15 protein-coding genes and 1 pseudogene are annotated in these 18,717 nt (G+C 73.3%); 9 read left to right on the top strand and 7 right to left on the bottom strand.

All coding sequences use genetic code 11. The annotated features are described in order from the left end of the window. Positions 1-114: 114 nt before the first annotated feature. Both AC0VYN_RS12200 and AC0VYN_RS12195 read left to right on the top strand, forming a co-directional pair. The gene (locus AC0VYN_RS12200) at positions 115-510 is read left to right on the top strand and encodes a DUF302 domain-containing protein (protein ID WP_475535991.1); all 396 of its coding nucleotides are present in this window, start codon (positions 115-117) and stop codon (positions 508-510) included. A 237-nt stretch (positions 511-747) separates the two neighbouring features. Continuing rightward, positions 748-2,145 carry a glycoside hydrolase family 16 protein gene (locus AC0VYN_RS12195; RefSeq protein ID WP_475535990.1) on the top strand — a complete coding sequence of 466 codons (1,398 nt, stop codon included), beginning with the start codon at positions 748-750 and terminating at the stop codon, positions 2,143-2,145. 102 nt (positions 2,146-2,247) lie between these two features. Here AC0VYN_RS12195 and AC0VYN_RS12190 read toward each other — a convergent pair whose 3' ends face one another. Continuing rightward, positions 2,248-3,162 carry a helix-turn-helix transcriptional regulator gene (locus AC0VYN_RS12190; RefSeq protein ID WP_475535989.1) on the bottom strand — a complete coding sequence of 305 codons (915 nt, stop codon included), beginning with the start codon at positions 3,160-3,162 and terminating at the stop codon, positions 2,248-2,250. Between the two features lie 157 nt (positions 3,163-3,319). Here AC0VYN_RS12190 and tkt point away from each other — a divergent pair, with 157 nt between their 5' ends. Genes tkt through gnd form a run of 6 tightly spaced genes read left to right on the top strand, consistent with a single transcriptional unit; the run spans position 3,320 to position 11,818 of the window. Continuing rightward, positions 3,320-5,395 (top strand): transketolase, encoded by a 2,076-nt coding sequence (gene tkt, locus AC0VYN_RS12185; protein ID WP_475535988.1) that lies wholly within the window; start codon positions 3,320-3,322, stop codon positions 5,393-5,395. Positions 5,396-5,437: 42 nt separating this feature from the next. Next, positions 5,438-6,583: a transaldolase gene (gene tal, locus AC0VYN_RS12180; RefSeq protein ID WP_475535987.1), complete on the top strand. Its 1,146-nt coding sequence runs from the start codon at positions 5,438-5,440 to the stop codon at positions 6,581-6,583. Beyond that, entirely contained in the window at positions 6,580-8,358 is a 1,779-nt protein-coding gene (zwf, locus tag AC0VYN_RS12175) for a glucose-6-phosphate dehydrogenase (RefSeq protein WP_475535986.1), read from the top strand. Before tal ends, zwf begins: the two co-directional genes overlap by 4 nt. Next, positions 8,355-9,290: a glucose-6-phosphate dehydrogenase assembly protein OpcA gene (gene opcA / locus AC0VYN_RS12170; protein ID WP_385460930.1), complete on the top strand. Its 936-nt coding sequence runs from the start codon at positions 8,355-8,357 to the stop codon at positions 9,288-9,290. The genes zwf and opcA overlap by 4 nt, the downstream gene beginning before the upstream one ends. Beyond that, positions 9,283-10,935 (top strand): glucose-6-phosphate isomerase, encoded by a 1,653-nt coding sequence (pgi, locus tag AC0VYN_RS12165; protein WP_475535985.1) that lies wholly within the window; start codon positions 9,283-9,285, stop codon positions 10,933-10,935. The genes opcA and pgi overlap by 8 nt, the downstream gene beginning before the upstream one ends. Before the next feature lies 1 nt (position 10,936). Then, complete coding sequence (gnd, locus tag AC0VYN_RS12160; protein WP_475535984.1) at positions 10,937-11,818, top strand: phosphogluconate dehydrogenase (NAD(+)-dependent, decarboxylating); 882 nt, start codon at positions 10,937-10,939, stop codon at positions 11,816-11,818. 330 nt (positions 11,819-12,148) lie between these two features. On the opposite strand, the gene ribA is transcribed toward gnd, so the two are convergent. Further along, complete coding sequence (gene ribA / locus AC0VYN_RS12155) at positions 12,149-12,808, bottom strand: GTP cyclohydrolase II (protein ID WP_386921472.1); 660 nt, start codon at positions 12,806-12,808, stop codon at positions 12,149-12,151. Positions 12,809-12,863: 55 nt separating this feature from the next. Between ribA and AC0VYN_RS12150 the strand changes: the two genes are divergently transcribed. Continuing rightward, positions 12,864-13,628, top strand: a complete 765-nt coding sequence (locus AC0VYN_RS12150; protein ID WP_475535983.1) for a creatininase family protein — start codon at positions 12,864-12,866, stop codon at positions 13,626-13,628. A 167-nt stretch (positions 13,629-13,795) separates the two neighbouring features. On the opposite strand, the pseudogene AC0VYN_RS12145 reads toward AC0VYN_RS12150, so the two are convergent. The 5 genes and pseudogenes from AC0VYN_RS12145 to AC0VYN_RS12125 all read right to left on the bottom strand — a co-directional run. Then, positions 13,796-14,515 (bottom strand): annotated as a pseudogene (locus tag AC0VYN_RS12145) (lysylphosphatidylglycerol synthase transmembrane domain-containing protein); the annotation flags it as partial. A gap of 149 nt (positions 14,516-14,664) precedes the next feature. Beyond that, positions 14,665-15,555 carry an SAM-dependent methyltransferase gene (locus AC0VYN_RS12140; protein ID WP_475536864.1) on the bottom strand — a complete coding sequence of 297 codons (891 nt, stop codon included), beginning with the start codon at positions 15,553-15,555 and terminating at the stop codon, positions 14,665-14,667. Between the two features lie 365 nt (positions 15,556-15,920). Further along, positions 15,921-17,114 (bottom strand): glycosyltransferase family 4 protein, encoded by a 1,194-nt coding sequence (locus tag AC0VYN_RS12135; protein ID WP_475535982.1) that lies wholly within the window; start codon positions 17,112-17,114, stop codon positions 15,921-15,923. After that, the gene (locus AC0VYN_RS12130; protein ID WP_475535981.1) at positions 17,111-17,509 is read right to left on the bottom strand and encodes a 6-pyruvoyl trahydropterin synthase family protein; all 399 of its coding nucleotides are present in this window, start codon (positions 17,507-17,509) and stop codon (positions 17,111-17,113) included. The genes AC0VYN_RS12135 and AC0VYN_RS12130 overlap by 4 nt, the downstream gene beginning before the upstream one ends. A gap of 140 nt (positions 17,510-17,649) precedes the next feature. Continuing rightward, positions 17,650-18,669, bottom strand: coding sequence for a zinc-dependent alcohol dehydrogenase (locus tag AC0VYN_RS12125; RefSeq protein ID WP_475535980.1), 1,020 nt, complete (start codon positions 18,667-18,669; stop codon positions 17,650-17,652). Between the last annotated feature and the right edge of the window lie 48 nt (positions 18,670-18,717).

The following is an 18,717-nucleotide window of genomic DNA, read 5'->3' as shown; positions in this document are numbered from 1 at the left end:
TGATCCGGCGCGCGCTCCGGCGGCGCGGTGGGTGAGCGCCCCGGCGAGGCCGAGGGCGATGATGAAGGGGAAGTGTCACATGTCCGGACCTTCCGTACCGAAGGAGCAGCGCCCGTGTCCTACGACCGCACCGTCCGCCTGGCCGGCACCGACTTCGACGCCGCCGTCGCCGCCGTCCGCCGGGCCCTCGCCGACCAGGGCTTCGGCGTCCTCACCGAGATCGACGTGCAGGCCACCCTGAAGGCCAAGCTGGACCACGACATGGAGGACTACCTGATCCTGGGCGCGTGCAACCCGCCCCTGGCCCACCGGGCCCTGGAGGCCGACCGCTCCATCGGCCTGCTCCTGCCCTGCAACGTCGTCGTCCGCCGCGAGGGCGACCACACGCTCGTCCAGGCCCTCGACCCCGGCACCATGGTCACCCTGACCGGCCTCGACGCCCTCGAGCCCGTCGCCGACGAGGCCACCGTCCGCCTGGACGCCGCCCTGGCCTCCCTGTCCACCACCTGATCCCGGGCCGGGGCGGAGGGCATCGGCGCCTGCCCGGCGCCGCCGTGGCACGCCGGACGCCCGGTCGCGCTCTTCACGTACTGAACTCCCTTGCCCGCAAAGGACTTTCTCGGCTTCACCTCTTGACGGCGGCCATCGCCGGGAGCACATTGGCCGCACTCTGAGAGCGCTCTCACACAACGGGCGCCCCCGGAGCGACCGCGCTTCCCACCCCCGCACCCGAGAGGCGACCCCCACATGAGAGAGACCTCCGGCTCCCCGCACCGGCGACGGCGACCGCTGCGCCGGGCGCTGGTGGCCGTCGTCGGCACGCTCGGCCTGGCGGCGGCCGCCACGGCCGTCACCGGCCCGTCCGCGAACGCCACCGCTCCCCCGGCCCCGTCCGGCTGGACACAGCTCTTCGCCGACGACTTCGACGGCCCCGCCGGCTCCGGCGTGAACACCTCGGACTGGCAGTACGCGACCGGCACCTCGTACCCCGGCGGACCCGCGAACTGGGGCACCGGCGAGATCGAGACGATGACGTCGAGCACGGACAACGTCTCGCTGGACGGCAACGGCAACCTGCGCATCACCCCGCGGCGCGACGGCGCCGGCAACTGGACGTCGGGCCGCGTCGAGACGAGGCGCACCGACTTCCGGCCCCCGGCCGGCGGCACGCTGCGCGTGGAGGCCCGCATCCAGGTCCCGAACGTCACGGGGGCCGCGGCGAAGGGCTACTGGCCGGCGTTCTGGATGCTGGGCGGCCCCTACCGCGGCAACTACTGGAACTGGCCCGGCGTCGGCGAGATCGACATCATGGAGAACACGCAGGGCCTGAACACCGTGTGGGCCACCCTGCACTGCGGCACCTCTCCGGGCGGCCCCTGCAACGAGACCAGCGGCATCGGCGGCAACCGGGCCTGCCCCGGGGCCACGTGCCAGGCCGCGTTCCACACCTACCGCGTGGAGTGGGACCGTTCGGGCAGCGTCGAGGAGATGCGCTTCTCCGTCGACGGAAGCGTCTACCACACGGTGCGCCAGAACCAGGTCGACGCGACGACCTGGACGAACGCCACGAACCACGGCTACTACGTCATCCTCAACGTGGCGATGGGCGGCGGCTTCCCGAACGCTTTCGGCGGCGGCCCGGACGGGGGCACGCAGCCCGGCCATCCGATGCTCGTTGACTACGTCCAGGTGCTGTCGTCCGGCGGCGGCACCACACCTCCCCCGACCGGTGACCGCGACGCGTACGGCACCGTCCAGGCCGAGTCGTACGACGCCCAGTCCGGCACGATGACGGAGGCCACCTCCGACGCGGGCGGCGGGCAGAACCTCGGCGCGCTCGCGAACGGCGACTGGGCCCAGTACAAGGGCGTGAACTTCGGCTCCGTGCCCGCGACCCAGTTCACCGCCCGGGTGGCGAGCGGTGCGGCGTCGGGCGTCAGCGGGCTCGTGGAGGTGCGCCTGGACAGCCGGAGCGGCACCCCGGTCGGCAGCTTCGCGGTGGGCAACACCGGCGGCTGGCAGTCGTGGCGGACGGTCCCGGCCAACATCGGCGCCGTGACCGGCACCCACGACGTGTATCTGACGTTCACCAGCGGCCAGCCGGCGGACTTCGTCAACGTGAACTGGTTCGGCTTCGGACACTGAACCGAACGGACACCGGCCCCCCACGGGAGGGCGGAGGGCCCCACGCACGCGTGGGGCCCTCCGTGCCGTGCGCGCCCCGCGCGGCTCCGGTCCGTGCGCGTCTCAGCGCAGCTCCGCCCGGAAAGCCGCCGGCGTCAGGTCCGTGTGCTGCTGGAAGAACTTGGAGAAGTTCGCCGCGTCCGGGAAGCCGACCGCCGCCCCCACCCGGCCGATCGGCATGTCGGTGTGCGCGAGGAGCCGCTTGGCCTCCAGCACCACCCGCCGGTCGATGAAGCCCTTGGGTGTCTGACCGGTCGCGGCGCGCACCGCGCGGACGAGGGTGCGGCGGGAGTAACCCAGCGCGTCGGCGTAGGCGCTGACGCTGTGATTGGTGGCGAAGCCCCGTTCGACCGCGTCGCGGAAGAGCCTGAAGGTGGTGTCCCCGGGCGCCTCCGCCTGCCCGGGCCCCTGCCGTGCCGAGCCGGCCGCGAGATGCGCCAGGCGCAGCAGGAACGCGGTCAGCGTGTGGCGCAGCACCGCGGTGTGCAGGCTCAGCGGGAGGGTCGTGGCGTCCTCGTACTCGCGTCGCAGCTGGTCGAGCGAGGCCGTCAGCGCGGCCAGCCGGGCCTCGTCGGGGCGGAGCAGGGGCGGCAGGTCGTAGCGGTAGAGGCCGGTGGCCTCCACGGTGGCGCGGGGCAGGAAGCCGGGCTGCATGGTCAGCACCGTTCCGCGGTACTCGCTGTCCGGCGAGAAGCGGTGGACCTGGCCGGGACGGATCCACAGCAGATCGCCGGCCGTCGCCTCGTACTCGGCGAAGTCGATCATGTGACGGACCGGTCCGCCGGTGAGGAGCATGACGACGTGGAAGTCGATGCGGTGCACGCGGTGCAGCGGGGCATGCGTGTGCCAGGTGCGACCGGTGCCGATTGGGGCGACCTGCATACCGACGCCGAGGAGGCTGAGATCGACCGGGAAGGGGAGCGTTCTGATCCCGTCGCCGCCACCGCGGTCGCCGTGTTGGGTGATTTCGTCCGTCATGTCCTTCTCGCACCGTGCCACCCGCGCGCCATGAGGCCGGGGCGTGTCCCAGTTTCACCACAGGCTGGCACACCGTGACCTTCACTCCAAAAAGTCAGACTTTTAAGTTTGAACAGGTCAGACCCGATACTTCGCTCCGATCGAGGATTTCTTGAAGATGAGCACGCAGACAACGGACAGCTTCGAATGGACCGAACTCGACCGGCGTGCCGTCGACACCGCCCGGGTTCTGGCGGCCGACGCCGTACAGAAGGTGGGGAACGGGCACCCGGGCACGGCGATGGCCCTCGCCCCCGCGGCGTACACGATCTTTCAGAAGGTGATGCGGCACGACCCCGCCGACCCGGAATGGACCGGCCGTGACCGCTTCGTCCTGTCCCCCGGACACACGTCGCTGACCCTCTACACCCAGCTCTACCTCGCCGGGTACGAGCTGGAGCTGGACGACCTCAAGGCCTTCCGCACGCACGGCTCGAAGACGCCGGGCCACCCGGAGTACGGGCACACCGCGGGCGTGGAGACCACCACCGGCCCGCTGGGCCAGGGCGTCGCCAACGCGGTGGGCATGGCGATGGCCGCCCGCTACGAGCGCGGCCTGTTCGACCCCGAGGCTCCCGCGGGCGAGTCCCCCTTCGACCACACGATCTGGGCGATCGTCTCCGACGGCGACCTCCAGGAGGGCGTCTCCGCCGAGGCGTCGTCCCTCGCCGGGCACCAGAAGCTCGGCAACCTGGTCTTCCTGTACGACGACAACCACATCTCCATCGAGGGCGACACCGCGACCGCGTTCTCCGAGGACGTGCTGAAGAGGTACGAGGCCTACGGCTGGCACGTGCAGCGCATCGAGCCCGCCGGGAACGGCGACGTCGACGTGCACGCCCTCCACGCGGCGCTGACGGCGGCGAAGGCCGAGACCGGGCGCCCCTCCATCATCGCCATGCGCACGATCATCGCCTGGCCGGCGCCGAACGCGCGGAACACCGAGGCGTCCCACGGCTCCGCCCTCGGCGAGGACGAGGTCGCGGCCACCAAGCGTGTCCTCGGCTTCGACCCCGAGCGGTCCTTCGAGGTCGCCGACGACGTGCTCGCCCACACCCGCGCGGCCCTGGACCGGGGCGCCGAGGCGCACGCCGCCTGGGACAAGCGGCTCGACAAGTGGCGCGGCGCCCAGCCGGAGCGCGCGCGGCTGCTCGACCGGGTCCTCGCGGGCCGCCTGCCCGAGGGATGGCAGGACGCGCTGCCGGTGTTCGAGCCCGGCAAGGCGGTCGCGACCCGCGCCGCCTCCGGCAAGGTCCTCCAGGCCCTCGGCCCGGTCCTGCCCGAGCTGTGGGGCGGCTCCGCCGACCTGGCCGGCTCGAACAACACCACGATCGACAAGACCAGCTCCTTCCTCCCCGAGGGCAACCCGCTTGCGGAGGCCGACCCGTACGGCCGCACCGTGCACTTCGGCATCCGCGAGTTCTCGATGGCCGCGGAGATGAACGGCATCGCCCTGCACGGCAACACCCGCATCTACGGCGGCACCTTCCTGGTCTTCTCCGACTACATGCGCAACGCCGTGCGGATGTCCGCGCTGATGCAGCTCCCGGTGACGTACGTGTGGACGCACGACTCCATCGGCCTCGGCGAGGACGGCCCCACCCACCAGCCGGTCGAGCACCTGTCCGCCCTGCGCGCCATCCCCGGCCTCAACGTCGTCCGCCCGGCGGACGCCAACGAGACCGCGGCCGCCTGGGCCGAGATCCTCAAGCGGCACTCCACCGCCCCCGCCCCGCACGGCCTCGCGCTGACCCGCCAGGGCGTGCCGACGTACGAGCCGAACCCGGACGCCGCACGCGGCGGCTACGTCCTGAAGGAGGCCTCCACCGGCACTCCGGACGTCGTCCTGATCGCCACCGGCTCCGAGGTGCAGCTCGCCGTGGCCGCGCGGGAGGCGCTGGAGGCGGAGGGCACGCCCACCCGGGTGGTGTCGATGCCGTCCGTCGAGTGGTTCGAGGAGCAGCCGCGCGAGTACCGCGACAGCGTGCTGCCGCCCTCCGTGCGGGCCCGGGTGGCCGTCGAGGCCGGCATCGGCCTGACCTGGTACCGCTTCGTGGGCGACGCGGGCCGCATCGTCTCCCTGGAGCACTTCGGCGCCTCCGCCGACGCCAAGACCCTGTTCACCGAGTACGGCTTCACCGCCGAGCACGTCACCGCCGCCGCCCGGGAGTCCCTCGCCGCCGTCCGCGGCTGAGCCGACCGGGTCCGCACGCCGAGAGAACCGCAGAAAGAGAAGATGATCACTGTGACCGAAGCAACCGCGACCGCGGGAGCGCTGCGACGCCTGTCCGAGGCGGGCGTCTCCATCTGGCTGGACGACCTGTCGCGGCGGCGGATCGAGTCCGGCAACCTCGCCGAGCTGATCGCCACGAAGAACGTCGTCGGCGTCACCACCAACCCGTCGATCTTCCAGGCCGCCATCGGCTCGGGCGAGGGCTACGAGGAGCAGCTCGCCGACCTGGCGACCCGGGGCGTCGGCGTCGACGAGGCGGTCCGCATGATGACCACGGCCGACGTCCGCGCCGCCGCGGACGTGCTGCGCCCGGTGCACGACGCCACCGGCGGCCGGGACGGCCGGGTCTCCATCGAGGTCGACCCGCGCCTGGCCCACGACACGACGGCCACGATCGCCGAGGCCCGGCAGCTGGCCTGGCTGGTCGACCGCCCCAACGTGATGATCAAGATCCCGGCGACGAAGGCCGGTCTCCCGGCGATCACCGAGGTCGTCGGCGCGGGCATCAGCGTCAACGTCACGCTGATCTTCTCGCTGGAGCGCTACCGCGAGGTCATGGACGCCTACCTCGCCGGTCTCGAGAAGGCGCGCGCCGCCGGGACCGACCTGTCGGGCATCCACTCCGTGGCCTCCTTCTTCGTCTCCCGCGTCGACAGCGAGATCGACAAGCGGCTGACGCTGCTGGGCACGGACGAGGCCCTCGCCCTGAGGGGCAGGGCGGCGCTGGCCAACGCGCGACTGGCCTACGAGGCGTACGAGGACGTCTTCGCGGGCGACCGGTTCACCGCCCTCGCCGGCGCCGGGGCCAACGCCCAGCGCCCCCTGTGGGCCTCCACCGGTGTGAAGGACCCCGCATATCGGGACACCCTGTACGTGGAGGAGCTGGTCGCTCCCGGCACCGTGAACACGATGCCGGAGGCCACCCTGGACGCCGCCGCCGATCACGGCGAGGTCCGGGGCGACACGGTCACCGGTGGTTACGCCCAGGCCCGGGCCGACCTCGCGGCCGTGGAGCGGCTCGGCATCCCGTACGACGAGGTGGTGGAGCAGCTGGAGCAGGAGGGCGTGGCCAAGTTCGAGGCGGCCTGGCAGGACCTGCTCGACGCCGTGACGAAGTCCCTCAACAGCAAGGGAGTTGACGGGGAATGAGCGAGGAGCTTCCCGCTACGACGGTCCACGAGACCAAGGCGACGAAGGAAGCCAAGGAGGCGAGGACGGCACAGGAGGCCGCGGGGCCGCCGGTGGCCGGAGAGTCCGGGGAATCCGGGCCCTCCGGGGCGCCGAAGGCCGCCGCCGCGGGCGGGTCCGCCCGGTCCGCGAAGAAGTCGCGGCCGTCCGGCGCCACCGGGAGGGCGAAGAACGGGAAGGCGGGCCGGGGCACCGTCGAGCCCGTGCCGCCGCTCGACTGGAGCAACCCCCTGCGCGATCCGCAGGACCGCCGCCTCCCGCGCATCGCGGGCCCCTCCGGCCTGGTCATCTTCGGCGTCACCGGCGACCTGTCCCGCAAGAAGCTGATGCCGGCCGTGTACGACCTCGCCAACCGGGGTCTGCTGCCACCGGGCTTCTCGCTGGTCGGCTTCGCCCGCCGGGACTGGGAGAACCAGGACTTCGCCGAGGTCGTGCACGACGCCGTCAAGGAGCACGCGCGCACGCCGTTCCGCGAGGAGGTCTGGCAGCAGCTCGCCGAGGGCATGCGGTTCATCCCCGGCGACTTCGACGACGACGACGCGTTCGAACAGCTGCGCAAGGCCGTCGAGGAACTGGACGCCTCCCGCGGCACCAGCGGCAACTACGCCTTCTACCTCTCCGTGCCGCCGAAGTTCTTCCCGAAGGTCGTCCAGCAGCTCAAGAAGCACGGGCTGGCCGACGCCCCGGAGGGCTCCTGGCGCCGCGCGGTCATCGAGAAGCCGTTCGGGCACGACCTGGACAGCGCCTGCGAGCTGAACGCGCTCGTGCACGACGTCTTCGACCCGGAGCAGGTCTTCCGCATCGACCACTACCTGGGCAAGGAGACCGTCCAGAACATCCTGGCGCTGCGGTTCGCCAACCAGATGTACGAGCCCATCTGGAACCGGTCCTACGTCGACCACGTGCAGATCACCATGGCCGAGGACATCGGCATCGGCGGCCGGGCCGGCTACTACGACGGCATCGGCGCCGCCCGTGACGTCATCCAGAACCACCTGCTCCAGCTCCTCGCGCTGACCGCGATGGAGGAGCCCGCCTCCTTCGACGCGGCGTCGCTGCTCACCGAGAAGCTGAAGGTGCTGAAGGCGGTGCGGCTGCCCGACGAACTCGGCGAGCACACCGTGCGCGGGCAGTACGCGGGCGGCTGGCAGGGCGGCGCGCAGGTCCCCGGGTACCTGGAGGAGGAGGGCATCGACCCGGCCTCCACCACCGACACCTACGCCGCGGTCAAGCTGGCGATCGACAACCGCCGCTGGGCGGGCGTCCCCTTCTACCTGCGCACCGGCAAGCGGCTGGGCCGCCGGGTCACCGAGATCGCGGTGGTCTTCCAGCGGGCGCCGCACTCCCCCTTCGACTCCACCGCGACGGAGGAGCTGGGCGAGAACGCGATCGTCATCCGCGTCCAGCCGGACGAGGGCATGACGGTGCGGTTCGGCTCGAAGGTGCCGGGCACGTCGATGGAGATCCGGGACGTGTCCATGGACTTCGCGTACGGCGAGTCCTTCACCGAGTCCAGCCCGGAGGCGTACGAACGGCTGATCCTGGACGTCCTTCTGGGCGACGCCAACCTGTTCCCCCGCCACCAGGAGGTGGAAGAGTCCTGGCGGATCCTCGATCCGATCGAGGAGTACTGGGCCACGCACGGCAGGCCCGCGCAGTACGCCTCGGGCGGCTGGGGCCCCCGGGAAGCCGACGAGATGCTCGCACGAGACGGACGGAGCTGGCGCAGGCCATGAGGATCGACCTGACCGACACCACGGCAAGCAAGGTCAACAAGGCGCTGGTGCAGGGCCGCCGCGCCGTCGGCACCCCGGCCGTGGGCATGGTCCTGACGATGGTGATCGTCACGGACGAGGAGAATGCCTACGACTCGATGAAGGCCGCCGAGGAGGCCTCGCACGAGCACCCCTCGCGCACCCTGGTCGTCATCAAGCGGCACGCCCGCAACCTGCGCGACCGCACCCGCTCGCACCTCGACGCCGAGGTCCGCGTGGGCTCGGAGGCCGGCACCGGCGAGACGGTCGTGCTGCGCATGTACGGCGAGGTGTCCGAGCACGCCGACTCGGTCGTGCTGCCGCTGCTGCTGCCGGACGCCCCGGTCGTCGTGTGGTGGCCGGTGGAGGCGCCGGACAACCCCGCGAAGGACCCGCTGGGCGCGCTGGCCCAGCGCCGCATCACCGACCTGTACGCGGTCGAGCGGCCGATGGAGGTGCTGGAGAAGCGGGTCCGCTCCTACGCGCCCGGCGACACCGACCTCGCCTGGACCCGGCTGACGCTGTGGCGCTCCATGCTGGCCGCGGCGCTGGACCAGGCCCGGGTGCCGGTGACCTCGGCGACCGTGGAGGCCGAGCCGGACAACCCGGCCGCCGAGCTGCTGGCCCGCTGGCTTGAGGCACGGCTGGACGTGCGGGTCGACCGGGTGGTCACCGAGGGCCCGGTCGTCACGGCCGTCCGCCTGGGCACCGCGAACGGCGAGATCGTCATCGACCGGCCCGAAGGCCCGCTCGCCACCCTCACCCTGCCGGACCAGCCGCCACGTTCCCTCGCGCTGAAGGTCCGGCCCACCTCCGAACTCATCGCCGAGGAGCTCAGGCGCCTCGACGCGGACGAGATGTACGCCATCGCCCTGCGCGGCGAGGCCGGCAAGGAGACCCCCGTCCATGTCTGACACCCCCCTGCTCACCGACCGGCCCGAGTGGGCCGCGCTGAAGGACCACCGTGCGGACGCGTTCGCGCGCCCGGACCTGCGCGAGCTGTTCGCCCAGGACCCGGGGCGGGCCGAGCGGTACGTCGTGCGCGTCGGCGACCTGCGCATCGACTACTCCAAGAACCTGGTCAACGACGAGACGCTCGCCCTGCTGCGCGAACTGGCCGCCGCCACCGACGTGTTCGGGCTGCGCGACGCCATGTTCCGCGGCGAGCGCATCAACATCACCGAGGACCGCGCCGTGCTGCACACCGCGCTGCGCGCCCCCCGCGACGCGGTGATCGAGGTCGACGGCGAGAACGTCGTCCCCAAGGTCCACGCCGTCCTGGACAGGATGTCCGGCTTCGCCGGCCGGATCCGCTCCGGCGAGTGGACCGGCCACACCGGCAAGCGCATCCGCAACGTCGTCAACATCGGCATCGGCGGCTCCGACCTCGGTCCGGCGATGGCGTACGAGGCGCTGCGGGCCTTCACGGACCGCTCGCTCACCTTCCGGTTCGTGTCCAACGTGGACGGCGCCGACCTGCACGAGGCGGTCCGGGACCTGGACCCGGCGGAGACCCTCTTCATCGTGGCGTCCAAGACGTTCACCACCATCGAGACCATCACCAACGCCACCTCCGCCCGGTCCTGGCTGCTGACCGGGCTCGGGGGCGACGAGAAGGCGGTCGCGAAGCACTTCGTCGCCCTGTCGACCAACGCCGAGAAGGTCGCCGGCTTTGGCATCGACACGGCCAACATGTTCGAGTTCTGGGACTGGGTCGGCGGACGCTATTCGTACGACTCGGCGATCGGCCTGTCCCTGATGATCGCCATCGGCCCGGACCGCTTCCGCGAGATGCTCGACGGCTTCCGCATCGTCGACGAGCACTTCCGCAACGCCGAGGCGGAGGCCAACGCCCCGCTGCTCCTCGGCCTGCTGGGCATCTGGTACGGCAACTTCTTCGACGCCCAGTCGCACGCGGTCCTGCCGTACTCGCACTACCTGTCGAAGTTCACCGCGTACCTCCAGCAGCTCGACATGGAGTCCAACGGCAAGTCGACGGACCGCCAGGGCCGTCCCGTCCAGTGGCAGACCGGCCCGGTGGTGTGGGGCACGCCCGGCACCAACGGGCAGCACGCCTACTACCAGCTCATCCACCAGGGCACCAAGCTGATCCCGGCGGACTTCATCGGCTTCGCCCGGCCGGTGGCCGAGCTGGGCGACGAACTGAAGGCCCAGCACGACCTGCTGATGGCCAACTTCTTCGCCCAGACCCAGGCCCTCGCCTTCGGCAAGACCGCCGACGAGGTCCGCTCGGAGGGCGTGCCCGAGGAGCAGGTGCCGCACCGAACCTTCCACGGCAACCACCCGACCACGACCGTCCTGGCCACCGAACTGACCCCTTCCGTCCTCGGCCAGCTGATCGCGCTGTACGAGCACAAGGTGTTCGTCCAGGGCGCGGTGTGGAACATCGACTCCTTCGACCAGTGGGGCGTCGAGCTCGGCAAGGTCCTCGCCAAGCGCGTCGAACCCGCTCTGACCGAGGGCGCCCACGTGCCCGGCCTCGACCCGTCCACGGCCGCGCTGGTGGCCGCCTACCGTGAACTGAAGGAAGTGCACTGACATGCAGATCGGTCTCGTTGGTCTCGGCAAGATGGGCGGCAACATGCGCGAGCGCCTGCGCAACGCCGGCCACACCGTCGTCGGATACGACACCAATCCGGAGAAGGCCGACGTGGCCAGCCTGGTCGAGCTCGTCGAGCAGCTGGAGCGGCCGCGCGCGGTCTGGGTGATGGTCCCGGCCGGGGCCGCCACGCAAGCCGTCATCGACCAGCTGGCGACGCTGCTCAAGCCCGGCGACACCGTCATCGACGGCGGCAACTCCCGCTGGACGGACGACGAGAAGCACGCCGAGGAACTGGGCAGGCGCGGCATCCACTTCGTCGACGCCGGTGTGTCGGGCGGCGTGTGGGGCCTGAAGAACGGCTACGCCCTGATGGTCGGCGGCGACAAGGAGTGCGTCGACGACCTCAAGCCGATCTTCGACGCGCTCAAGCCGGAGGGCCCGTACGGTTTCGTCCACGCGGGCAAGGTCGGCGCCGGGCACTTCTCCAAGATGGTCCACAACGGCATCGAGTACGCGATGATGCAGGCCTACGCCGAGGGCTGGGAGCTGCTGGAGAAGGTCGACTCCGTGGACAACGTCCGCGAGGTCTTCCGGTCCTGGCAGGAGGGCACGGTCATCCGCTCCTGGCTGCTGGACCTGGCCGTCGGCGCGCTCGACGAGGACCACCACCTGGAGAAGCTGCGCGGTTACGCGGAGGACTCCGGCGAGGGACGCTGGACCGTCGAGGCGGCCATCGACAACGCGGTGCCGCTGCCCGCGATCACCGCCTCCCTCTTCGCGCGGTTCACGTCCCGGCAGGAGGACTCGCCGCAGATGAAGATGATCGCCGCGCTGCGCAACCAGTTCGGCGGCCACGCCGTGGAGTCGGCGAAGAAGTGACACCCCCGCTCGCGCCCCCGCTCGGCCTCCGGCCGGGCGGGGGCGCCGGCGTCCGGGCCCGCGCCGTGCGGCGCCGGTGCCGTGCCCGCCGTCAGCCGCCGGTGAAGCCCCGCGCGGCGTGCGGCCGGACCGGGGCGTTCGCCGCGCTCTCGGCGCGCGGGACGCACACCGTTCCGACGGAGGACCTCGGGGAGCGGCGCCGCGGGGAGGCCGCCCGGCCGGAGACGGAGTCCGTGCCGGCCTGACGTCGCGCTTCACCCGTCCGCGCCGCCACCGCCGGGTTCACCCGCCGGTGGCGGCGGTGCCGCGGGCGGCGCGGCACGCCCGCCCTCAGGACAGGTGCGCCACCGCGTCCAGGTGGGGCAGGTGGTGGTCCAGGCGCTCCCGCTTGGTGCGCAGGTAGGTGAGGTTGCTCTCGCACGGCGGTATCAGCAGCGGCACCTGTTCGGCGACCTGGATGCCGTGCCGCACCAACGCCTCGCGCTTGCGGGGGTTGTTGGACATCAGGCGCACCGACCGCACCCCCAGGTCGCCGAGGATGCGGGCGGCGACGCCGTAGTCCCGGGCGTCCACCGGCAGGCCGAGCGCGAGATTGGCCTCGACCGTGTCCAGTCCCTCCGCCTGCAACGCCATGGCGCGCAGCTTGGCCAGCAGGCCGATGCCGCGTCCCTCGTGCCCGCGCAGATAGACGACGACGCCGCTGCCCTCGGCGGCCACGGCACGCAGCGCGGCGGCCAGTTGGTCGCCGCACTCGCAGTGCCGGGAGCCGAACGCGTCCCCGGTGAGGCACTCCGAGTGCAGCCGGGTCAGGACACGGTCGGCGCCGGGATCGCCGTACACCAGGGCAACCTGCTCGTCACCGCGCTCGTGGTCGAAGTAGCCGACCGCCTGGAACTTCCCGTACGCGGTCGGCAGAGCCACATTCACCACGCGTTCCACATCGCTGCGTTGCGGTGTCTTCTTGCCGAGTACGCCAATGTTTTCTGTCATGATTCTCGAGTTCCTCAGCCGGGGTTCTGAGCGGAGACGAAAGGGCCGTGCGGAAATGGACGTTCGACTGGTGCCGGCGGACACGACGGAGGATGTGCGCGGGCGGGGTGCCGGGCTCGCGCGGCAGGTCGCCGTGCTGCCCGTGGGGAGCTTCGAGCAGCACGGCCCGTACCTGCCGCTGGCGACCGACACCCTCGTCGCCTGCGCCGTCGCCCGGGAGATCGCCGCCGCGTACCCGGTGCACCTCCTCCCGCCGGTGACCTTCGGCTGCTCGCACGAGCACACGGACTGGCCGGGCACGGTCAGCATCTCCTCGGTGACCCTTCACGCGGTGGTACGGGACATCGCCGCCTCGCTGCGCCGCTCGGGCGTCGACGCCCTGGTGCTGGTCAACGGACACGGCGGGAACTACGTACTGGGCAACGTCGTCCAGGAGTCCTCGGCGCGCGGCGAGCGGATGGCGCTGTTCCCGGCCGCGGAGGACTGGGAGGCGGCGCGGCAGCGGGCGGGAGTGGTCACGTCGCTGCTCACCGACATGCACGCGGGGGAAATCGAGACCTCCATTCTCCTGCACACGCATCCCGAATGTGTCCGGCCCGGTTACGAGGCCGCTGATTTCGTCGCGGACGACCGGCGTCATCTGCTCTCCCTCGGCATGTCCGCCTATACCGATTCCGGTGTCATCGGGCGTCCTTCACTGGCTTCGGCGGAAAAGGGAAGGCAACTGCTGGCCGGTCTGGTGGAATCCTTCGGCGAGTACCTCGCGCTGCTGACGTCCGTGACGGTGTCGGTTCCTCCGCAGGGCGGCGAGCGGGGGTAGTGCCCGCCGGGCGCGTGGTGCGGCTTTGGGCCCGGTACGACGGATGCCGCCCGCGTCCCGGAGGGTCCGCGCCGGCGGGCCACGAGGACGACGGCGCCGGGCAGGCTCGCCGCGAAGCCGAGCACCCCGTACACGACGGCCACGCCCAGTCCGCTGCCCGCGCCCAGCCCGGCCGCGCCGAACGCCCAGACCGTGACGCCCTCCCGGGGGCCCCAGCCGCCGACGTTCAGCGGCAGGCCCATGGCGAGCAGCGCCAGGACCGCCAGCGGCGTCAGCACGGCCACGGAGGCGGTGCTTCCGGCGACCCGGGCGGCGAGCACGAACATCGTCAGGTGCCCGGCGAGGACGACGACGGACGACACCGCGACGCCCGGCCCGTTGCGCCGGGACAGCAGTGCCCGGCGCGCCTCTCCGAGCGCCGCGCGCAGGGCCCGGCCCCGGCGTGCGGGGGCACGGTTCATCCGCAGGGCGAGGCCGACGGCGAGCGCGCCCAGTGCGGCCAGAGCCAGGAGCGGGGCGATCTGCCGGGTGTGGGCCCGCACCGGCGACGGCATCGTGAGCAGCACCGCCGCGCCGGCGCCGAGCAGCGCGAGCTGTCCGGCGGCGCGTTCCAGGACGACGGCCCGCACGCCCCGGCCCACGTCACCGGCGCTCCGCCCGTGCCGCACCGCGCGGTGCACGTCGCCGAGGACGCCGCCGGGCAGGGCCGCGTTGAGGAACAGGGCGCGGTAGTAGTCGCCGACGGCCCCGCCGAGCGGCAGCCGGATGCGCAGCGCCCGGGCCACCAGGACCCAGCGCCAGGCGCTGAACACCGTGGTGACCAGCCCGATGCCGAGCGCCGCGAGCAGCGTGGGCGCGTCGATCCGGCTCAATCCGTCCAGGAACACGCCGCTGCCGAGCCGCCACAGCAGCACGGCGAGGATGCCGGCACCGGCGAGGCTGCCCAGGTGGGCGCGCAGGGCCCGGGGGACGCGGGGGGCGGTTCTCCGGCGCGGCGGCGCCGGTGCGGCTCCCGCCGCCCGGACCGTCGGTGCGCTCACGAGGCCCCGCCCGTCGGCCGGCACAGCGCCAGCAGGTCGCTGTGGTGCACGACGACCCGCAACCGTCCGGCCGCGCAGGCCGCGAGGCGCTCCCCGAGGTACCGCTCGGCGGACTCCCGCAGCCCGGGGCGCTGTTCGACGGCCGCGCCGACCCAGCCGTACAGCCACTGGGCGGTGAGCGCGGCGTCGTCGGGGCCCAGCCGCCAGGGGCTGGGACACGTCCGCACGGTCGCGCCGCGGGCGGCGAAGGCGTTCGCGGCGACGGTGACCGCGTCGGGGCCGAGGAGGCCGGAGCGCCGCTGGTGGTCGTTGAAGGCGTCGGCGATCCCGGCGTCCAGGGGGTGCCCCGGGGTGAGGTCGACGCGGCCGGCGACGGACAGGGTGAGCAGCGCCGCGCAGCCGGCCCCGGCGCAGGCGGCGGCGAGGGCGCCGACCTCCCGTGCGGTGAGGACGTCGAGCAGCGCGGAGGCGGTCACGAGCGAGGTGCCGGCCAGCGCGTCCGGGGTGAGCCGGGCGATCTCGCCGCGCCGGGTCTCCACCGTGATCCGGCTGCCGTCGGCGGCGGAGCGCGGGGCCGCGGCCGCGGCGAAGTGCAGCAGGTAGGGGTCGCGGTCGTGCAGGACCCAGTGCTGGGGGCCGTCGAGCAGCGGGGCGAGCCAGCGGCCCATCGACCCGGTGCCGCAGCCCAGGTCGTGCACGACCGTTCCGCCGGCCCGGCCCGGCCGGCCGGCGAGGCGGACCCGCAGCGGATCGAGCAGATCGCGCGCCCGCGCGGCGGCATCCGCCCCCTCCCGAAGCCGAAGCCACTCGGGGGCGTACCGCGGGGGGTCCTCCGGGTCGCCGGGGGCGTGCGGGTCTACGGACCCCTGCGGGGCTGTGAGCCCCAGCGGAGGTGCGGAGGCGGGGCGCTCCGCAGCCCCCCGCGAGTCCGTGGACGCGTGGGGCTCCGCGTCCCGCCGCGGGGCAGAGGCGGCGTGCGGGTCTGCGGACCCCTGCGGGGCCGCGGGGGCGTGGCGCTCTGTGGACCCTCGCGGCGCCGCGGACGCGTGAGGCTCCGTAGGGCCGGGCGAGGCCGCGGGCGCGGACGGGTCCTCACCGCCTTGGCGGCGGTGCTCCCGGGGCGTCTCGTCGTCCCCCCTCAGTCGCAGGGTGGGCCGGTCGGCGTCCGGGGCGGTGCCCGTCGTGGGCTCGGGCGCGTTCCGCGGTCCGGGCCGGGCCGGGAGCGTCTCCCCGGCGGGTGTCGTCGCCTTCCTCATGCCGCCCTCCGCGGTGGTGCCGGCAGCCGGCGCAGGACGCCGGCCAGGCTCTGCGCCGTGGCGGCCCAGCCGTTCAGGGCGGCGCGGCGGCCGCGTGCCGCCGCCTTCAGCCGGCGTCGCACGTCCGCCTCGCCGAACCAGCCCCGCAGTTCGGCGGCGAGCGCCACGGGGTCCTCCGGCGGGACGAGAATGCCGGGCACCCCGCCGTCGGGGGCGCGTCCCACGGCCTCCGGGAGGCCGCCGACGTCCGTGGCCAGGACGGGGATGCCGCGCGCGAGGGCCTCCGTCACCGCCATGCCGTACGTCTCGGCGTACGAGGTGAGGACCATCAGGTCGGCGGACGCGTAACTGGCGTCCAGGCCGGCGCCGGACCGCGGGCCCGCCAGCTCCAGCCGGTCCTGGAGGCCGTACCGCGTGATCAGCTCCCGCAACCGGGCGACGTACGCGGGGTCCTGGCCGAGTCCGCCGACGCACACGCACGACCAGGGCAGCTCGGCCACCGCGGCCAGCGCCTCCACCAGCCGGTGCTGGCCCTTGCGGGGCGTGACGGCGGCGACGCACAGCAGCCGGGAGACCCCGTCGGTGCCGGGCGCGAGCGGCGCGATGTCGGCGCCGGGGGCGGCCACGTGGACGCGGGCCGGGTCGAGGCCGTGGTGGGAGACGAGGCGGCGCACCGCCCAGTCGCTGGTGGCGACGACGGCCGGGACGGCCCGGAGCACCGCGCGCTCGCGGGCGTCCAGCGCGGCGGCCACGGCCGGGTCGAGGCCGGTCTCGTCGCCGAGCGGCAGGTGGACGAGGACGGCCATGCGCAGTCGCGCGGCCTCCGGGACGACGACCTCCGGCACGCCGCAGGCGACCAGCCCGTCCAGCAGGACCACCGCCCCGTCCGGCAACCGGCGCAGTACGCGGGCGAGTTCGTTCCGCGCGGCCTCGTCGGGCCGGGGCCAGGCGCCGTCCACGGGAAGGGCCCGCACCCGCCAGCCGAAGCCGGGCAGGTCGAGTCCCACCCGCCGGTCGTAGGCGTTGCCGCCGCTCGGCGCGGCCGGGTCGTCGACGCCGCCGGGCAGGACGAAGTGCACGGAGCGCAGGGACATGGGGACGATCCCGCCGTTCCTCGGGGCCGGCGCCTGGGCGGGCACGTAGCCGAGCCGGGGGCGTCCGGCCTTGGTCTCCACGGAGGTGCCGGTCACAGCGCACGCTCGTAACTCGCCCAGGCCACGTGCGACTCGTGGAGGGTGACGGTGAGGCCGGCCAGGCCCTTGGCGCCTTCGCCGAGGGCGCCCTTGTGGACGCGCTCGGCGAGCCGGTCGGCGACGACCTTGGCGAGGAACTCGGTGGAGGTGTTGACGCCGGCGAAGTCGGGTTCGTTGTCGAGGTTGCGGTAGTTCAGCTCCCCGACGACGGCGCCCAGTTCGCGGGTGGCCAGTCCGATGTCGACGACGATGTTGTCCTCGTCCAGCTGCTCGCGCCGGAAGGTGGCGTCCACCAGGAACGTCGCTCCGTGCAGGCGCTGCGCGGGCCCGAAGACGTCGCCGCGGAAGCTGTGGGCGATCATGATGTGATCGCGGACGGTGATGCTGAACAACGGACGACCCTCCAGGTGTGGCACGTCTGATCCCCCGCCGGTCACTGCGCGGGATGCCGTCTAGTACGGCTCGGTGCCTTCCCTTGTTCAGCGGCCGGTATCTCTCCCGGCGGGATCGAACGCCGGCCGGGGCCGGGCGGTCAGTCGTCGTCGCCGTAGCGGATGCGGTGGCACAGGGCGGGAAGGTCCCCCGACGCCAGCTTCGGCAGCACGTCGGGCAGTTCGGTGAACGCGGACTCGCCGGTGACGAGCGCGTCCAGCGCGGGGTCGGCGAGGAGGTCCAGGGCGAGGGCGAGCCGGTCGGCGTACGTGCGGGAGGCGGCGCGCGCCGGGGAGACGGTGCCGACCTGGCTGCCGCGCACGGTCAGGCGCCGGGAGTGGAACGCCTCGCCGAGCGGCAGGGCGACGCGCCGGTCGCCGTACCAGCTCAGCTCGACGACCGTGCCCTCGGGCCGCAGCAGCTCCAGGGAACGGGCGAGGCCCTCCTCGGTGGCGCTGGCGTGCACGACGAGGTCCCGGTCGCCGAGGGCGCCGTCGGGGGACGCGAAGCCGACGCCGAGTGCCTCGGCGACCTCCGCCCGCGCCGGGTCGGCGTCGACCAACTGGACGCGCACGCCCGGGAACCGGGCCAGCAGCGCGGCCACCGAGCAGCCGACCATGCCGCCGCCGACCACGGCGACCCGGTCGCCGACCAGGGGCGCGGCGTCCCACAGGGCGTTGACGGCGGTCTCCACGGTGCCGGCGAGCACGGCCCGCCCGGCGGGCACGTCCGGCGGCACGGGGGTGACGGCGGCGGCCGGGACGACGTAGCGGGTCTGGTGGGGGTGGAGGCAGAACACCGTGCGCCCGGCGAGCGCTTCGGGGCCCTGCTCCACCACGCCGACGCTGAGGTAGCCGTACTTCACCGGCCCCGGGAAGCCGCCCTCCTGGAAGGGCGCGCGCATGGCCGTGTACTGGTTCTCGGGCACCCGGCCGTGGAAGACGAGGGTCTCGGTGCCCCGGCTGATCCCGCTGAAGAGGGTGCGCACGAGCACCTCGTCCGCGCCGGGATCGGGCAGCTCGACGTCCCTGATCACGCCCCGTCCGGGCGAGTCGAGCCAGAACGCGCGGGCGGTGCGAGACTGGTGCGCCGTCCGGGCCGTTCTCGTCGTCCGGGTCATCGGCGTCCTCCTGAACGATCGGCGAGCCGCTCACGTACGGAGGGGCAC

The sequence above is a fragment of the Streptomyces sp. 63XJN7_1_ISO-PGPR-S23-121 genome (assembly GCF_056173025.1).
The sequence above is the reverse complement of the archived record's forward strand: the minus strand, read 5'-3'. Positions and strand labels throughout refer to the sequence as shown.